This window comes from Alteromonas sp. 4NH20-0104, from assembly GCF_057547795.1.
In genome coordinates, this window is sequence record NZ_BAAJLP010000038.1 from 1 (window position 1) to 16,455 (window position 16,455).

General features: G+C 50.4%; 15 protein-coding genes. 9 read left to right on the forward strand and 6 right to left on the reverse strand.

All coding sequences use genetic code 11. The features are described from left to right. Both AC27IB_RS20840 and moeB read right to left on the reverse strand, forming a co-directional pair. Nucleotides 1-1,131, reverse strand: a 1,131-nt coding sequence (locus AC27IB_RS20840) for a M14 family metallopeptidase (RefSeq protein ID WP_487123352.1), incomplete at its 3' end; no start/stop codon positions are given. A gap of 16 nt (nt 1,132-1,147) precedes the next feature. Then, nucleotides 1,148-1,909, reverse strand: coding sequence for a molybdopterin-synthase adenylyltransferase MoeB (moeB, locus tag AC27IB_RS20845; RefSeq protein ID WP_487123354.1), 762 nt, complete (start codon nt 1,907-1,909; stop codon nt 1,148-1,150). 82 nt (nt 1,910-1,991) lie between these two features. On the opposite strand from moeB, the gene moaB reads away from it, so the two are divergent. Genes moaB through AC27IB_RS20880 form a run of 7 tightly spaced genes read left to right on the forward strand, consistent with a single transcriptional unit; the run spans nt 1,992 to nt 6,145 of the window. Continuing rightward, the gene (gene moaB / locus AC27IB_RS20850) at nt 1,992-2,501 is read left to right on the forward strand and encodes a molybdenum cofactor biosynthesis protein B (protein WP_296046680.1); all 510 of its coding nucleotides are present in this window, start codon (nt 1,992-1,994) and stop codon (nt 2,499-2,501) included. A gap of 2 nt (nt 2,502-2,503) precedes the next feature. Beyond that, nucleotides 2,504-2,983: a cyclic pyranopterin monophosphate synthase MoaC gene (moaC, locus tag AC27IB_RS20855; protein WP_123323204.1), complete on the forward strand. Its 480-nt coding sequence runs from the start codon at nt 2,504-2,506 to the stop codon at nt 2,981-2,983. Continuing rightward, nucleotides 2,973-3,215 (forward strand): molybdopterin converting factor subunit 1, encoded by a 243-nt coding sequence (gene moaD / locus AC27IB_RS20860; protein WP_296046685.1) that lies wholly within the window; start codon nt 2,973-2,975, stop codon nt 3,213-3,215. Before moaC ends, moaD begins: the two co-directional genes overlap by 11 nt. Before the next feature lies 1 nt (nt 3,216). Continuing rightward, nucleotides 3,217-3,690: a molybdenum cofactor biosynthesis protein MoaE gene (locus AC27IB_RS20865; RefSeq protein WP_487123357.1), complete on the forward strand. Its 474-nt coding sequence runs from the start codon at nt 3,217-3,219 to the stop codon at nt 3,688-3,690. A 6-nt stretch (nt 3,691-3,696) separates the two neighbouring features. Continuing rightward, nucleotides 3,697-4,458 carry a molybdate ABC transporter substrate-binding protein gene (gene modA, locus AC27IB_RS20870; protein WP_487123359.1) on the forward strand — a complete coding sequence of 254 codons (762 nt, stop codon included), beginning with the start codon at nt 3,697-3,699 and terminating at the stop codon, nt 4,456-4,458. A gap of 2 nt (nt 4,459-4,460) precedes the next feature. Continuing rightward, entirely contained in the window at nt 4,461-5,135 is a 675-nt protein-coding gene (modB, locus tag AC27IB_RS20875) for a molybdate ABC transporter permease subunit (protein WP_487123361.1), read from the forward strand. Then, nucleotides 5,120-6,145, forward strand: a complete 1,026-nt coding sequence (locus AC27IB_RS20880; protein ID WP_487123363.1) for an ATP-binding cassette domain-containing protein — start codon at nt 5,120-5,122, stop codon at nt 6,143-6,145. The genes modB and AC27IB_RS20880 overlap by 16 nt, the downstream gene beginning before the upstream one ends. A gap of 15 nt (nt 6,146-6,160) precedes the next feature. Here AC27IB_RS20880 and AC27IB_RS20885 read toward each other — a convergent pair whose 3' ends face one another. After that, nucleotides 6,161-7,138, reverse strand: coding sequence for a diguanylate cyclase (locus AC27IB_RS20885; protein WP_487123365.1), 978 nt, complete (start codon nt 7,136-7,138; stop codon nt 6,161-6,163). A gap of 311 nt (nt 7,139-7,449) precedes the next feature. On the opposite strand from AC27IB_RS20885, the gene AC27IB_RS20890 reads away from it, so the two are divergent. Both AC27IB_RS20890 and AC27IB_RS20895 read left to right on the forward strand, forming a co-directional pair. After that, complete coding sequence (locus AC27IB_RS20890) at nt 7,450-10,866, forward strand: ATP-binding protein (RefSeq protein WP_487123367.1); 3,417 nt, start codon at nt 7,450-7,452, stop codon at nt 10,864-10,866. 112 nt (nt 10,867-10,978) lie between these two features. After that, nucleotides 10,979-11,884 (forward strand): response regulator, encoded by a 906-nt coding sequence (locus AC27IB_RS20895; protein ID WP_487123369.1) that lies wholly within the window; start codon nt 10,979-10,981, stop codon nt 11,882-11,884. Here AC27IB_RS20895 and hemN read toward each other — a convergent pair. The 3 genes from hemN to AC27IB_RS20910 all read right to left on the reverse strand — a co-directional run bounded on the left by hemN (nt 11,881) and on the right by AC27IB_RS20910 (nt 16,389). Further along, complete coding sequence (gene hemN / locus AC27IB_RS20900; protein WP_296046702.1) at nt 11,881-13,251, reverse strand: oxygen-independent coproporphyrinogen III oxidase; 1,371 nt, start codon at nt 13,249-13,251, stop codon at nt 11,881-11,883. The two genes, AC27IB_RS20895 and hemN, sit on opposite strands and share 4 nt — an antisense overlap. A 162-nt stretch (nt 13,252-13,413) precedes the next feature. After that, a complete protein-coding gene (locus AC27IB_RS20905; RefSeq protein WP_487123372.1) occupies nt 13,414-15,984 on the reverse strand; it encodes a TonB-dependent receptor in 2,571 nt (856 codons plus the stop codon). 129 nt (nt 15,985-16,113) lie between these two features. Next, nucleotides 16,114-16,389, reverse strand: a complete 276-nt coding sequence (locus AC27IB_RS20910; protein WP_487123374.1) for a hypothetical protein — start codon at nt 16,387-16,389, stop codon at nt 16,114-16,116. Nucleotides 16,390-16,455: the final 66 nt, after the last annotated feature.

Consider the following 16,455-nt stretch of genomic DNA (forward strand, 5'->3'; position numbering starts at 1 on the left):
ATCCTGCTGTTGGGTGAGGTAAAAGTACTCGGTGAAGCATTTGTACAGCTGGGTACCACTGAGCACTGATGCCGAAGGAAAATGCAGCATAGGGATCAGATTGCAGGGCGCCAGAATGTCGTGGCTTCCGTTGTCATTGTCGAGCTCGTCGATGTTCAGTACGCGAGCCAGTAACTCGCCCTGTTTAACGTGCTGGCCAGGCTGAGCGCAATATTCCACCATGCCGCCCCAGCCGGTAAATAAGGTTTTGTAATCGCTCAGCATAACGCCAATACGGTCCATTACTGCCGGACTCACCTGACTTTCGGGTAATAAGCCTTTCACGGTCAGATAACTGATAATGCTGCGGGCATCGATTTCACCTTCGGCAAAATCAATCACTTCCTGACTGCCCATTTCCAGCGTAAACGCCTCAATGCCAAAATCGATATCGCGGTTATCCCGTTCATTGAGGCGATCGGTGAGAGTCCACCAGGGGCAAAACGTGGCTTCATCCAGTGCACCGGCAAAGACATTAGGAATGAAAATACAGTGCGGAAAGTTAAATGCTTTAGCGCTCTCACGGGCATAGTCGGGAATATAGATGTGGCGGGTTGATACCGGCCCGTTGTGTAAATCCAGCACAAAGTCGGCATCCAGAGCCAGTTGTTGGAGCCTCAGATTGAGCTGTTGAGCCAGACCCAGTCCCCACGGACTAGCCAGTTTACCGGCAATGGCAGTGCTTAAATGTTCGCGAAACCGCTGTTTGATGGAGGCGACCGACTCTTCTGCCGTGACGGTATTGATGAAGGCATCTACCTGCCCGGCATCATAGTAATAGCCCCGGTTCCAGTTAGTCCCGTTAACCGGATCAAACCGGCCAAGGGTGTATTCACCGGCTTTTATATTCGTGCCAACGGGATTGCAGTTTGGTACCAGCACAATTTCGCCACATAGGGGCATGGCCTGCAGCCATTGGATAAGGTGGTAGATCACCACATTGCCCTGAACCTCGGCACCGTGAATTGAGCTTTGAATATACACCTTAGGTCCAGGCCGCTGGCCCTTGATATGATACACGGGAACATTCATGCTCCGGCCTGAGGCATTTTGGGCAACTCGGATATGTTTCTTATTTACCTGATTGAGCATAGCGATGGGTTACTTTTTATTTTGTTTCAGGCTGGCAAACTGCACACTGCGGGTCGGCAGGTACATTAAATTGTTGCCAGGTAAGGGTAAGGCCGTCGTAGGTCAGTAACTGCCCGGCGGGCAGCACCTTTTTGCCCATCAGCCACAATAAGCCTACGTGGGCCTGCTGGGTACCGATGGCGGCAACGACCGGAGCAAAAATACCGGCTTCCACACAGGACAGCGCCTGTTCGGTGAAAAGACGGCTGATACACTGATAACAAGGACTCCGATTAACTGGATCAACCATTAATAACTGACCCTCAAAGCGAATAGCCGCGCCACTTATTAACGGTCGTTGCTGCTGATAGCACAAGGCGTTAATTTGTTTGCGACTGGCCGGGTTGTCGGTGCAGTCCAGCACTAAATCGTGCTCACGGATCTGCTGTATCAGAGCGTCATCATCAAGACGCGTATTAATAGCGTTAATCTGACAGTCCGGGTTCAACTCGTGCAGTCTGTCCCGGGCGGCGTAAACTTTAAACTGACCGACCTGAGCCCGGCTAAAAAGGAGCTGCCTGGGAAGGTTCGATACGGCTACTTTGTCATCATCGACCAGGGTCAGCAGGCCAACGCCACTGCTGCATAATAACTGTGCTGCCGGGCAGCCGAGCCCGCCGCTGCCGATGATCAGCACCCGGGCATTTAGCAGCGCTTCCTGGCCCTGAAGGTCAATCTGGGGCAGCACAATATGGCGATTATAAGTGACCGCCTGGGCGTAGCTGAGTGTCTCTGCCATGGTTAGACTTTTATCCTGTTATATTTCAACGCATAATGTACCAATTCGACAGTCCTGTCGCAGCAGATTTTTAAGGACCATCATGACTACCGCTTCTGAATCACTGGCAATTGCAATTTTAACCGTATCCGATACCCGTACGCTGGAGACCGATACATCGGGGCAGTATCTGGTTGAGGCCGTTACTGAGGCCGGCCATTCAGTGGCCGAACGCGCGCTGGTTATCGATGATATCTATCAACAGCGGGCCATTGTGTCGGCCTGGATAGCCAACCCTGGCGTGGAAGCCATACTGGTGACCGGCGGTACCGGCTTTACCGGCCGTGATTCAACCCCTGAAGCGCTTAGCGTGTTGTTTGATAAAACCGTCGACGGCTTCGGTGAGTTGTTTCGCTATTTGAGTTATCAGGAAATTGGCACTTCTACCATTCAGTCGCGGGCACTGGCCGGCTTTGCCAACCGTACTGTGATTTTTTGCCTGCCAGGGTCTACCGGTGCCTGTAAAACGGCCTGGCAGGGGATTATTCGTTCGCAGTTAGACGCCAGCTTTAAGCCGTGCAACTTTGTTGGACATTTAAAAGGCGGACATTAGTTATGCAATTGTCTCATGTGAATCAGCAAGGTGAAGCCAACATGGTGGATGTCAGCGGTAAAGCGGTGACGACCCGTGAAGCTATTGCCGAAGGCGAGTTGCATTTAAGTGCCGAGGCGTTGGCGCAGGTGAAAAATAACAGCGCCGCCAAAGGCGACGTGTTGGCAGTGGCCAGAATTGCTGGCATTCAGGGGGCAAAACAATGCGCCAGCCTGATCCCTTTGTGTCACCCTTTAGCCCTGAGTAAGGTTGATATTGAGTTCACTCTGGACGAGCAGAATAACCGGATTATTACCCGTTGCCGTTGCAAACTGAACGGTCAGACCGGTGTGGAAATGGAAGCGCTGACCGGCGTTAATGTGGCGCTGTTGACCTTGTTTGATATGTGCAAGGCGGTGGATCCGGCTATGATTATGACCAATGTGCGCGTGTTGCATAAGCAGGGCGGCAAGAGCGGTCAGTGGAGTCGTGATGAAGGTTAAGTTTTTTGCTCAGATCCGAGAGTTAACCGGGACGGCGTCGGTGGAAATGGCAGTGCCGGAAAATGCCACCGTTGAGGGCGTGCGTCAGGCATTAATGGCCAGAGGCCCGTCGTGGCAGGAAGCCCTGTCGGTGAATGTGTTATGTGCCTGTAATCAAACACTGTGTGACGGCGCTACGACCGTGTCGGAGCAGGATGAGGTGGCCTTCTTTCCACCGGTCACTGGAGGTTAGGATGTTTGCGCGGGTCAGCGAAGCGGACTTCAGTCAACAGGCACTTTTTGATGAGCTGTGCCAACACGATAAGGCCAGTCAGTCGGGCGCTGTGGTGACCTTTACCGGACGGGTGAGAGACTATAACGCCAACGGCGCAATCGATGGTATCGAACTGGAATATTATCCGGGCATGACAGAGGCTGCGCTGCAACGTCTGCTGGATGAGGCGACCACGCGCTTTAATCTCGCCAATGCCGGGATTGTTCATCGCGTGGGCCGCCTGGAAAACCAGGCGCAGATTGTCTGGGTAGGCACCTGCGCAGCACATCGACAGGACGCCTTTAATGGGGCCTCGTATATGATGGATATGCTCAAGCAATCGGTGCCTATTTGGAAAAAGGAATGGGCGGACGGTTCGCCAACCTGGGTGGCAGCCAAGGGAACAGACAGTGATGCCGCCATGCGCTGGCTGACCGACGATAAGGACAACTAGTCAGCCATGAACCGAATATTTCTGCACCTGGTGGTGCTACTGGGGATTATTGGTGCGCCTGCCAGCGTATTGGCCGCCTCTTCCATCAATGTAGCGGTGGCGGCAAACTTTGCAGCGCCACTGCAAAAGCTGCTACCCGAATTTGAGGCCGCAACGGGGATAAATGTGCGCTTAAGCGTTGGTTCCAGTGGAGCATTATTTGCGCAGATCCAACACGGTGCTCCCTACGATGCATTTCTATCGGCCGACAGTAAACGTCCCCAGGCTTTAATTGCCTCAGGCAGGGTGAATGTGTCTGCGGTGCAGACCTATGCTATTGGCCATCTGGCGCTGGTGGGGGATGTCGAGGGTATTTCAGATCCCAGGTTAACCGCGGCCGGCGTACGGGTCGCCATCGCTGAACCAGAAACAGCGCCTTATGGTCGCGCTGCCAGACAGTTGCTCAAGCAAGCGGGGCTATGGGAAACGCTGGCCGCAGGACTGATTCGGGGCACCAATATTCAGCAGACATTGCAGTTTTGGCAAACCGGTAATGTGGATGTGGCGTTGATAGCGGCTTCTCAATGTGTCACTTACGAGCTGGCCTGTAAAAGGGTACCCGAAGACTACGCGCCGATTATTCAACAAGTGGCCGTTACCGGCACCGGCGATGCGGCAGTCGCCGCCAGCCAGCTGGTGGATTTCCTGCGTAGCCAGCCTGTGCAGTTAAAGTTGTCTGCGGCCGGATATGCGCCGCTGGATCAGCATCTGTCAGAAGGTAGTGATTAAACGTGGAGTTCCCGGCAATTTGGCTGACTCTGAAATTAGCAGGGTTATCGACGTTACTGCTGATGCTGGTCGCCATACCGGTAAGCTGGTGGTTAAGCCGTTGGAACAGTCGTTTCAAAGCTGTGGTTCAGGCTTGTGTAGCATTACCTTTGGTGCTGCCCCCCACGGTGCTGGGATTTTATTTGTTGCTGGCTTTTGCGCCCGATAGCATGGTTGGCGAGCTATGGCTAACGATGACAGGGGAGCGGCTTGCTTTTACCTTTGAAGCCCTGGTGCTGGGCTCAGTTATTTATTCCTTTCCGTTTGCAGTGCAGCCGTTATATGCCAGTTTCTGCCAATTTCATCCCCATTATTTACACACCGCAAAAATGCTCAACTTGCCCTGGTCTGCGCGTTTAGCAAAGGTCTGGTTGCCGGCCATTAAGCCTGGTTTGCTGATCGCTGCAGGATTAAGTTTCGCCCATACGGTGGGCGAGTTTGGTGTGGTGCTGATGATTGGCGGCAATATTCCAGGCCAAACCCGGGTTGTTTCCATCGCATTGTTCGACCAGGTAGAATCGCTAAATTATGGCACCGCTCATCAGCTGGCCGCAACCTTGTTAATTTTTTCTTTGTGCTTGCTGATGGCACTTTACTGGCTGCAGGGACGTCGGAGGCTCAAATGGAATGTCATGTAAGGGGGCAGGCCGGCGAGTTTTATCTTGATGTGGTGTTATCCGCCACTGCTGAGTGCGCCTGGTTTGGTCTTGTAGGCCACTCAGGCGCGGGTAAGTCGACGTTATTGCAGGCTTTAGCAGGCTTCGACACGTCAGCTAAAGTGCAGGGACAGTGGCAGGATATCGACTTGAGCAGTGCCAGAAACACCGTTCTGGTCAGTGCACAAACGCCGTTGTTTCCGGCACTTAACGTGGCCGACAACCTTGAACTGGTAGCCCGCTATAACCAGCAGCTCACCAACATAGCTGCCATTGTGGCGCTTTGTGAGTGTGAGGCCCTGTTACTGCGCCACACCACCGAGTTGTCGGGCGGTGAGCTGCAACGGGTAAAGCTGGCCAGAGCGTTACTGGCCAATCCCCGATTGTTATTGCTGGATGAAAGCTTTGGCGCCATGGATCGCGCTCTGCGTTTTCGTATTTTGAAGAAGCTCAGGGTGTTCCTTGGTCAGCACACCAGGGTGCTCATGGTCAGCCATGATATTAATGAGATCATTCTTTGCTGCGATCATCTTGCGGTGATTGAAAACGGAGGCACGGTTGCCTGCGGTGCACTTAGCGAGTTGTTAAATCCCGAACATTCAGACTTGAGCACGACCGTCTTGCCATTGATCAGCGTGCTGCATGGAGTTGTGCGGGAAAACAAAGGTGGCGTCAGTCGTTTGCTCATCGACCAGACGGATGTTCGGGTAAGTGATGAAAGCGACGCTCAGTCCGGCAGCCCGATAAGGCTATTGTTGCCCGCTGAAGCGATCACTCTGGCAACTAAACAGGGCGACGCGCTGCAAACTAACTGTCTGAAGGGGAGGGTTATGGCGCTTCGGGCTTACTCGGCCACACAAAATGTGGTGATAATTGATTGCGGTGGCCAGCGATTGTCGGCTTTGGTTGATAACTACAATCAGCAGTGTGAGTTGTTGTCGGTCGGACGCCGTGTATGGGCTTATTTCAGTGGTCAGCAAACCCTGGTGTGAAAGGCGTGCACCCGATCACGACGCCACTTCTCCCTGGTCAGTAGTCGCGCCTTTTAACTGCGCTTTTCCCGCCAGTTTGGCCTCATACAAATACAAATCCGCTTCATTTAACAGATGCTCCAGTGTCTGCACGTTATTGATTGAGGTTACCACGTAACCGGCGCTGATGGTGACCACTCCCAACGGACTGGCTTCATTAACAATGGCCAGTTTCCGCACAGCCTCCACCAGGCTTTGACCAAGCATCCCGCAGCTTTGAGGGGGGATGTCAGGTAAAAAGACAGTAAATTCTTCACCGCCATAGCGTACGATACTGTCCTGGGGTCGCGGCAGGTGCTCTTTGAGGGTTTGTGCTACCTCGAATAAACACTTATCACCGGCAACATGACCATAGCGATCATTGAAACCTTTGAAATAGTCTATGTCGAGCATGATGACACCCAGCGATTTGCCGTCTCGTGACAGCCGTTTAAGCAGCGTTGGGATCTCGGTAAACAGGTAGTAGCGATTATACAGCAGGGTTAGCTGATCTTTGAAAGTCAGCTCGGTTAATAAATCCAGACGCAGTTTACTTTGCAGAAGGTTCTTTACCCGATGCACCAGAGTTGAGGCCACCACGGGTTTGCGGATGTAATCGGAAGCGCCTGCCTGCCAGCATTGATTCTGGGTATCTGCATTGCCATCCCCTGTAATAAACAAGACTGGGCAAGCGGAGGTTTTATGGTTGTTTTTGAGTAGGTGACACAATTCAATACCATTGATGCCGGGCATATTAATGTCGAGAAGAATTAGGTCCGGTGGCTGATTTTCACAGTAAACCACCACGTTGGTTGGGTCGTGCAATGTGTCACAATGTACGATATCGCTAAGAATGGTGGCAATTAATAAGCAACTGGACTGTTCGTCATCGACAACCAGCACCTTACAGTCAGCGATACTTTTGCTGGCATAAACCGTTGATTCCAGCGTGGTGTAGGCCGTGGATTGGGTCATTATGCTACTATCTTGCTCATTTATGGTTAGTCTGGCGGCAAGGTTACTGCTAAGCGTTACTTCACCCCTAAAAACGTCCTGTGTCGGTCATCTGTAACGCGGCGCTTTGGTCTCTGATTCCATATAAGCTATTAAAAGTGTACATGATTACATAAAATTTACAATTGATGGCGGCCTATAACCTCATTTCCCCTGAATTATTTTCATCCCGGGTTAGTAAATACGATGATTTACACTAGGATTAACTTAACCCACAAAACAACTCGTCATTGGTGATCAGAGTGGGCGGTTTCCCCTGAGGATTTCAACGCTTGAAAAAAATATCAGTCAGAGCTTATTCGTTTATTGCCGTGCTCATCGTTGTTGCTATTGCCATGATTGCCGATCACCGTATTACGGCATCCTATAATCAGGCTGTATTAGAAGATGTGCAAATAAACCTGAGTGAAATTGAAGCGTTGTTAAAAAATGAATATGCCTCATATCGCGATGACATTTTATTTTTGTACTCCACACCGCCAATTAGCGGCTTAACCCGGGCCCTCAGTAATAACGGAATTGACACGCAGGACAATACCACCACTGCCCAATGGCTGAGTCGCCTGACTTATATATTTCGCAGTTTTGTGGAGAATAACAGCGCCTACTCTCAATTAAGGCTGCTGGATGCACAAGGCAACGAAACCATTCGTGTGGACCGCAAAAACGGCAAAATAGTTGCCGTTGAAGAGCACCAATTACAAGCCAAAAGCGATCGATATTACTTCAATCAAACCAGAGCGCTGGTTAACGATCAACTGTATGTATCGCACATTGACCTCAACCGTGAAAATGGCCGGCTCACTTTCCCTCATCAGCCTACGGTGCGACTGGCACTGAAGATTGAGTCGGAGGGCCAGTTCATCGGCATGCTGGTTGCCAATATTGCGGTATCTCATGTGCTCACTGAACTGGATGTTCTGGTAGGGCAGCATTTATCGATAGTGCTCACTGACGACAAATATTATTTTATTAAACATCCCAACCAAGCCCTACGATTTAGTCGTGATCTGGCCCCTGAACGCACCTTTACCAGTGAATATCAAGCCGTTGATTCAGACATTAAAGGATTACATCGATACGTCAACCGCGATACGGGTGACGCTGAATTGGGCTCAGCAGTCGATATTTTTGTCGCGCCTGGTGAAGCCGGGGTATTGCATGCTTATGTCATGGTTGATGATGACTATTATCATGATCAGCTTATTGGCCGACGTATTGAGTCTCTGGCGGGATTAGCCGCCGTGCTGATCCTGGCGGTGCTAGCGCTGGAGTATCTGGGGAATAACAACAAACGATTGGCAAAACTCCTGGTGGTCGCAGAAGAAGCCAAAGCGGCGGTAGACGTTGCAGAAGATGCCGTCATTACCGTGGCAAGTGACTGGCGGGTAAATACCTATAACCGTGCATTTGAGCGTATGTTTTTACTTCAGGAGAGTGACATAAGCGGTCATAAAATGACTGACATACTGACCCGGCTGGGTGGCCGTGAGATTGCCGCGTCGTTTGAAGCGCACCTTGGCACAGGGCTCAACGGTGCTGAATGGTACCGGCCGACCGGCACGACAAGCGGCAAGTGGTATTACTGTAAAGTGAATACTCTTGATAATCCCCAGGCTGGGGCCGCTTACGCCATTGTTATCCGTGATATAACCGTGGAAAAAGAAAGTCTGCTAACCGTCGCTGAAACAAACCGTCAGTTAGAAGAGCAGGTGGAGGAGCGCACCCAGGAACTCAAAAAGACCCGTGACGAAGCGTTGCAGCTCAGCCAGCTAAAAACAAACTTTATCTCCACAATCAGCCACGAAATGCGAACGCCGCTGAACGGCATTGTAGGCGCCACCACTTTGCTGAAAAGCGAATCGCTGAATGCGAAACAGTCTAAATTGCTGTCTATGGCTGAAAACAGTGTGGACACCCTGAAGCGACTGATTAACGATATTCTCGATCTGTCTAAAATTGAAGCTGGAAAACTGGAACTGGACTTTCGGAATTTTAACCCTGAAGCCATGATTGAGGGGATCACCAGTACCATGTCGGTAGTGGCTAATCAAAAAGGTATTGGCTTTTACATTGATACCAGCGAACTGAACTTCAGTTTAGTTCACAGTGACCCACACCGACTCTCACAGGTCATCAATAACGTGTTGAATAATGCGATTAAGTTTACCAGCGAAGGCTATGTATTAGTACGATGCCTGAGTGAGGTAGAACGCGATGATGCCTGCCTGGTGGTTGAAGTGACCGACACCGGTAAAGGTATATCGCCCAGGCAGCAGGAAAAACTGTTTACGGCGTTCAGCCAGGCCGATGAAACTATCGCTGCCAGCTATGGCGGAACCGGATTAGGCCTGTCCATTTGCCGGGAAATACTGGCTTTGCTGCAAGGTTCGATAACAGTGAGTTCCCGGGAAGGTGAAGGGTCTACTTTTACCATCAGGCTGCCCCTTAAATTATGGCAGGTCAGGGAGCCCCAGGCGCAGCCCAGACTGGCAGGCTGTGTTGCCGGAATGCTGGTTGATAATAAAACGCTGGGAACCGTGCTGCGACGATTATTGGTTAGTAACGGCGCCTTACCTGAGGCGCTTGAGGCGCCGGTATCCCTTGTTGAAGTGCAAGCCTGTGCTTGTGTCTTCATTGATCCATCGAATCCTGACTATGCCACGTTTACGGCAAACTGGCTGCGCTGGGTGGCAGACAAAGAGCGCCTGCCATTATTGTTCGTGATAGCGAGTGGGGCGGCATCTGTCGATGAAGCATTACCTCAGGCAACGGTGCTGACAGAGCCGCTCTACCGTTCCGTTTTCCTGTCTAACGTGATCGAAAGCAGAGAAAAAAGAACGCCGTCAACGGTGTTATCCGCTGATAACCGGCGTAGCTCGGATATCGCTGATAACCCATCACAGGAGCGTATTGATTTTAGTCGCAACACTTTCCTGATTGTTGATGACAATGAAATTAACCGTCAGGTGGCTGAGTTTATCCTCGAACCCTACGGACCCAAAGTACTCACTGCCGTTAACGGGCAAGTGGCTATCGAACAACTGCTCAGCAACCCTGACACAGACCTGGTTTTAATGGACTGTAACATGCCTGAGCTCAACGGTTACGATGCGACCAGAGCAATTCGACAAGGCGCTGCCGGTGATGTACACCGCAATATTCCTGTTATTGCAATGACCGCCAATGCGCTGAAGGGCGAAAGTGAAAAATGTTATGACGCCGGTATGAATGAATACCTTACCAAGCCAATTGAGGCGGGTGAATTTATTCAGAAAGTCAAACGTTGTATGGAGCACTCTGATACAGGTAAGCAGCCAAACCAGGACCCAAAACGGCCTGAACAAACGCTCTGGCAATGTGAAGAAACGCTGGTAAGACTGGCTGATAATAAAGCCCTGTTAAAAAAACTACTGGCCATGTACCTCAATGAGAGTCAGGTAAAACTGGCGGCGATAGAACAGGCTATAGCCGCGGACGACAGGGAAAAAGTGCGGTTTACGGCGCACGCCCTGAAGGGCAACTCCGCAGAAATTGGCGCAGCCAGCCTGCAGGATAAACTGGCAGCGTTGGAGTCTTTGGCCCAGACGGCATCGAAGAGGGAGATAGAAGGCCTTTTTGACGAGATATCCGATCAAATGCCGCATCTGATATCATTACTGGAGCAATTCATTAAAGAAGGCCAGTAATAGTGTGTCAATTAACCGTCGAAGTGTCAAAAAAATGACTACTAAAGTTGTATAGCACTTTGTTAAAGGAGTGTATATAACTTAACAATAATGTGGTTTGTGAGGTACCGCGGTGAAACACATTGACCAATGCACGGTTCTGGTTGTCGATGACGATGAAATTACCCGATTAATGTTAATCGCGGTATTAAGTGACATCTGTCATTGTGAAGCAGCAGGAAACGCTCAGGAAGCGTTTAATTTTTTGGCAGTTCATCCGGTTGACCTTATCGTGCTGGATATTCAGATGCCGGAGATGTCTGGCCTGGAATTTTGTGAAAAAGTGCGTGCTAACAACAACTTTGTCAAAATTCCTATCCTGTTTATTACCGCTTCTGTGGAGCGCAATATCCAGGAGGCATGCTGGATTGCCGGAGGCAATGACTTTGTTAAGAAACCCGTCATCAGTAATACGCTCAAGCAGCGAGCAGAGAACCTTCTGAAAAGTAAAATTGTAGCCGATTCAATGTTTCATACGGGCTACGACGACCCGCTAACCGGTATGAAAACAGAACACTATTTATTAAAAGAAGTTGGCGATCATTTGCATTACTGCCAGATGAATAACCGGCCTTTTTCGATGCTGCTAATTAAAATTGCCGGTATCAATGATATCAATATCCATCAGGGCTTCCATCAGGGCAATCTGGCGATTCAGGCTGTTGCCCGGGTCATTGAAGGTCAGCTAAGTATTCCTTTGACTAAATGCTGCCGTATCAGTGGTGCAACGTTTGCGATCAGTTTACCCAATGTCAGCGAAAAGCAAGGCCTTGGATTTGCCGACCAGCTCAATAATGCAATGGGCACTTATCTCTACAGCAGTGGCACTAAATTACCGTTGAATATCCGGTTTAAATCGTCGATTGCCAGCTGTGATGGTAGTTCCGGTGACAATTTGGATCAGCTTATGGAGCAATGCCATGCTGCTCTGTTGGCGAACCCTGCCGGCAACTATCTAAAACCTGGCCGGCCGAATTAAATTACCCGGGAATAGCGCCGCTGATGAACCTGTTTAGCCAGATAAGCGTCAAAAGACATACTGATAATGCGGATCAACAGTCTGGCTTTTGGCGCTACTTTGATATGCTGTGCGGTTATCGACACCAAGCCATCATCGATAAAGGGGTCCAGAGCGCTAATAGCGTCGGCAAAATAGGCATTGAAGTCGATATCCCATTCGGACTCAATATCGCGAATAGCCAGGTTCAGGTTGCACATCAGTTCCATAATAACCTGACGGCGTAACATATCGTCGCGGTTCAGTAATACGCCTTTCGTGGTTAAGTTAGCCGGTTCATCGAGTGCAGCGTAGTAATCATTTAGCGTCTTAGGGTTTTGCCCATACATGTTATAAACGGCCGATATGGATGAGACACCTAATCCCAGCAGATCCAGATCGCCACGGGTGGTATAGCCCTGAAAATTGCGGTGCAGTGTACCGCTACGCTGGGCAATGGCCAGTTCATCGTCTGCCTTGGCAAAGTGATCCATGCCAATCAGCTCGTAGCCTACTTCACTTAGCGTGGACATGGCTTGTTTCATTAATGCCAGTTTAAGCTCTGCTGAAGGCAACCATTGCTCTTTTATTTTACGCTGTGCGGCGAATCGCTCGGGTAAATGTGCATAGCTAAACAGTGAGACCCGCTCGGGATCCATCGCTTTTACCGCTGCCAGGGTCGTTTTGAAGGTTTCTTCGGTTTGATGCGGTAAACCATAAATCAAATCCAGATTAACCGATGCAAAGCCCACCTCTCGGGCATGTTCCACTAAACCGGCAATATGCGAGGTACTCTGGATCCGGTTGATCGCCTGTTGCACATTAAAGTCGGTGTCCTGCACGCCAATACTGATGCGACGATAGCCAATGGCGGCCAGTTCGCTGATGTAATCGGTATCCACCGTGCGGGGATCTATTTCGATACTACATTCAGCCTCTTCACTAAACGTAAAAGCGTCTCTTAACAGCGCCATTAAGCGTCGGTGCTGGTCTGGCGATAAAAAGCTGGGTGAACCTCCGCCCAGATGCAACTGACTCACGTTGTAGTGGCCAAATGCCGCTGCTCGAAGGGTGATTTCCTTGCTGAGATAATCCAGGTAGCGGTCGGCTTTTTCAGCATGACGGGTAACCACTTTATTGCAGCCACAGTAATAACACAGTGAATGGCAGAACGGGATATGCACATAGAGTGATAAATTCTGCGCCGGACTGGTTTGTGCCGCCGTTAGCAGGGTGGCATCACTCACATCGCTATTAAATTCCAGAGCAGTAGGGTACGAGGTATACCTCGGGCCATTGATGTTGTATTTGTTAAGTAGCGCCGGGTCAAAAAAATCGATAGTTTGCATAGCCTGAATTCATCTGTTTATCGTTATGGGAACCGGATAGTTCCTGATAAGCCGTAGCATACAGACTCTGAGCAAAGACGATTTGATCTCGTTCAATAAAAAGCGGCGAAGAAGGGATTAGTTACCCGGTGAAAGGGAACACCGGGTAACCAACGGCTGTCTTTAAAACTGGGTTCTCAGGGTAATGCCCCAGGTGCGTGGCATGCCAGGGTAAGCCATAATCTTGCCCGCCTGAACCGGCACGTCAAAGCCATTTTTCGCTACATACTCGGTATCAAACAGGTTTTTACTCCACAGAATTAGCTGACTGTCCCAGTCAGGCATTTCCCACATCCAGCTGGCATTTACCAGTTCAAAGCTGTCGAGGTGTTTATAGGGATCGTTGGTGTCATCCATGAAGAGATCACCGGTGTACAGATAATCCACGCGCACCGTGGTGGGGAAGCTAAAGACGTCAATATAATGCTCAAGACCCAGCGTATAACGGGTTTCTGGTTCAAAGCCGACCCTGTCACCGGCCCGTGAACAATAGGGATCTTCAGGGTTTTGCCGGCCCGGATCGTCAATGCCGGTGTGCCAGGTATAGGCAACCCAACAGGTGCCATTGTCAAACTCGTCAAAGGTGGCCAGTGTGCGAGCGAAATTTAATGAGATCTGGGTAGAGGCAACCGGTAACCAGACCAAATCGAATTCAACGCCTTTGGTACCGATACTGCCAGCATTTTGCAGATTAAAGCCCGTCCCGGTAAAGGTGGATGCCTGAAAGTCGTCGATATCCGTTTTATGCAGGGCCAGATTAAAGCGTAAATCGTATGCAGGGAATTCCTGCTTCACACCCAACTCCCAGGCCCGGGAAGTTTCCGCTTTGAAAACCGGGTCGAAGCCAGGCGCTATGCGATCGGTATTGATGCCGCCAGACTTAAAGCCATTCGCCCAGGACAAATATATCAGGCGTTCATCATTGGGCTGGTAACTAATTTTAACCGTGCCGGAAACATTATCATCGGATAAGGATTCCTGCATGGACGGCCGCGGCAGAATGGAAGCCGTATTAAGAAAGTAAAAACCCCAGCCCGGAGTCTGAAACGGTGCGATGGCTGCCAGTGAGTCCGCAGTGGGTATCTGCATAGTGGCCAGCGCCGTGGCGATATCCGTTAAAGCCGGTACCGCGGTAAAGGGGTTAGGAATATCCTGTGGTTGAGTAGGTAAACCATTTATACCTGGCCCAATTTCGCTGAATTCCCCGTTTAGCGTTTTATCTTCGGTGGTCCAGCGGATCCCGGTAGTCAGGGTCCACTGTGGCAGAAACGTCCAGTCTGACTGGGCAAACACTGCATAACTGTCCTGGGTCTGATCGGCACTGTGCGGGAAATCGGTGCCTCCCGGCGTGGCGGGCGCTACCGGCGCTATCAGGCCTCCGCTTAATGTACTGAGCGTATTAATCCCTTCTATAAGAGGTTGGAGTTCGGCAGCGCTGGTGGCAAAAAAGGCTGGAAAATCACCGCCAATCATATTATTGAAATCGAGATCAAGGCGCTGATGGAAATAAAAGACACCGGCAATGGCAGACAATGATGGCGAGGTATAGTGAACCCTGAGCTCCTGAGTCACCGCGCGCTGGGCCGAGTCATTGGTGGTGGATAATAGCTCGCCATCGGAGAAATCAGAGTCGATATAGTCAAAGCTATCAAATTTTCTCAGTGAACTGACAGACACCAGCGACAAGGTGTCGCTGATTTGCCAGTCGATCTCTGCCGACAATCCCCGGTCTTGCATGGCGGAACGCGGCGAGGTGCTGAGCGCCGTGGTGAAGTTGAAATACTGCGCCTGGTTAAAAACACGGCCGCCAATTAATGGCGACGCAATAAGGCTATCGGTACCATACTTACCCGCTATCTCGTTTGCCTGAACGTTACCCTGCCAGGTGAGCGCCGCACAACAGCGCTCGTCGAGCTCGGCATAGTCTGCGATTACCCTCACAGATACGGCATCCGTGGGGGTATATAAGGCTTGCAAACGAAAACCTGAGCGGTCGCGGTTGTTAAGCTCTTTGCCGGGGTGAGTCTGATCGGTTACCCAACCATCACGGCGTGCGGTAAAGCCGCTCGCCCGCATAGCCAGTTCGTCGTCAATCAGGGTGACCGACTTACCGCCGCTTATATTCAGCGTATTGTAATTGCCGGCAGTGACCTGAAAAAAGCCCTGGCCATCAAAATCGGCATTCACGGTATTAATAACTACCGCACCGGAAGGCGTATTTTTACCAAACAAGCTGCCCTGTGGACCTCGCAGCACTTCCACCGACTGGATATCCACTAAATCGTTAATTACCGAGTTCTGGCGGGCGCGATAAACACCATCAACATACAAACCCACGGATGATTCAAAACCAAAATTTTGTGAGGAGGTGCCAATGCCGCGTATCGCAAAGGCGCTGTTAGTGGCGCTCTGACTTTGAAAAGCTGACAGGGTGGGGACACTGCGTTCGATGTCAAAAATATCGAAACTGGCTTTTTCGGCTAACAGTTCTCCGTTAAGAGCCGTAACCGCTACCGGCACTTCCTGCAGGTTCTGAGAACGCTTTTGCGCTGTAACTTCAATGGTTTCCAGGCCGGTTTCTGAGTTCACCGGAGAAGATTGTGCTAACGCGGTGGAGGAGAGTATTGCAGTGGCCAGCAATGACATCGCTGGCACAAATGATCGCGTATTACACGAGGATTTATGTTGTTGCATAGAAAGCTCTGACTTTTTATCGGCAGTAATTGCCGCATAGTGTAGTGACAATTAAGCCAGAGGGGTAGTCAATGAATGCAACAAATTGTGATAACTAATAATTTGAACAGAGTTGAAAGGGACTGACGTTTAGCGACCTGCCTGTTGCCCTGGCATTTGTGGCGCGCCATTTAACGATAAAGCTGCAGCAGGCGCCTGCGTACCGTTAAGTTTGGTGCTTTGTTTGTTATGCTTGAGCAATTGCTCAACTGGCAGACGCGATGTATCGGCCCGTAATTTTTTTACCAGTTGTGGGGTGGTATTGCTTACGAAAGAGGCGTCAGGTGTATTAAGCTCATTAGCCATTACAGTCCCTGTAACAGATGTACAGGATAACAGGGTCAGAATAATCATTTTTGCTTTCATAATACGCTCGCTTTATTGATCTCAGTCAGCAACATCAGCATTACACCTTAGTTGCAGAGTTGAATA

Bases quoted from the DNA above. Each gene is read 5' to 3' on its own strand.
- moaC (WP_123323204.1), top strand. From the start codon at position 2,504: ATGCAATTGTCTCATGTGAATCAGCAAGGTGAAGCCAACATGGTGGAT.
- modA (WP_487123359.1), top strand. From the start codon at position 3,697: ATGAACCGAATATTTCTGCACCTGGTGGTGCTACTGGGGATTATTGGT.
- AC27IB_RS20910 (WP_487123374.1), bottom strand. From the start codon at position 16,389: ATGAAAGCAAAAATGATTATTCTGACCCTGTTATCCTGTACATCTGTT.
- AC27IB_RS20885 (WP_487123365.1), bottom strand. From the start codon at position 7,138: ATGACCCAATCCACGGCCTACACCACGCTGGAATCAACGGTTTATGCC.
- hemN (WP_296046702.1), bottom strand. From the start codon at position 13,251: ATGCAAACTATCGATTTTTTTGACCCGGCGCTACTTAACAAATACAAC.
- AC27IB_RS20880 (WP_487123363.1), top strand. From the start codon at position 5,120: ATGGAATGTCATGTAAGGGGGCAGGCCGGCGAGTTTTATCTTGATGTG.
- AC27IB_RS20865 (WP_487123357.1), top strand. From the start codon at position 3,217: ATGTTTGCGCGGGTCAGCGAAGCGGACTTCAGTCAACAGGCACTTTTT.
- moaD (WP_296046685.1), top strand. From the start codon at position 2,973: ATGAAGGTTAAGTTTTTTGCTCAGATCCGAGAGTTAACCGGGACGGCG.
- moeB (WP_487123354.1), bottom strand. From the start codon at position 1,909: ATGGCAGAGACACTCAGCTACGCCCAGGCGGTCACTTATAATCGCCAT.
- moaB (WP_296046680.1), top strand. From the start codon at position 1,992: ATGACTACCGCTTCTGAATCACTGGCAATTGCAATTTTAACCGTATCC.
- AC27IB_RS20905 (WP_487123372.1), bottom strand. From the start codon at position 15,984: ATGCAACAACATAAATCCTCGTGTAATACGCGATCATTTGTGCCAGCG.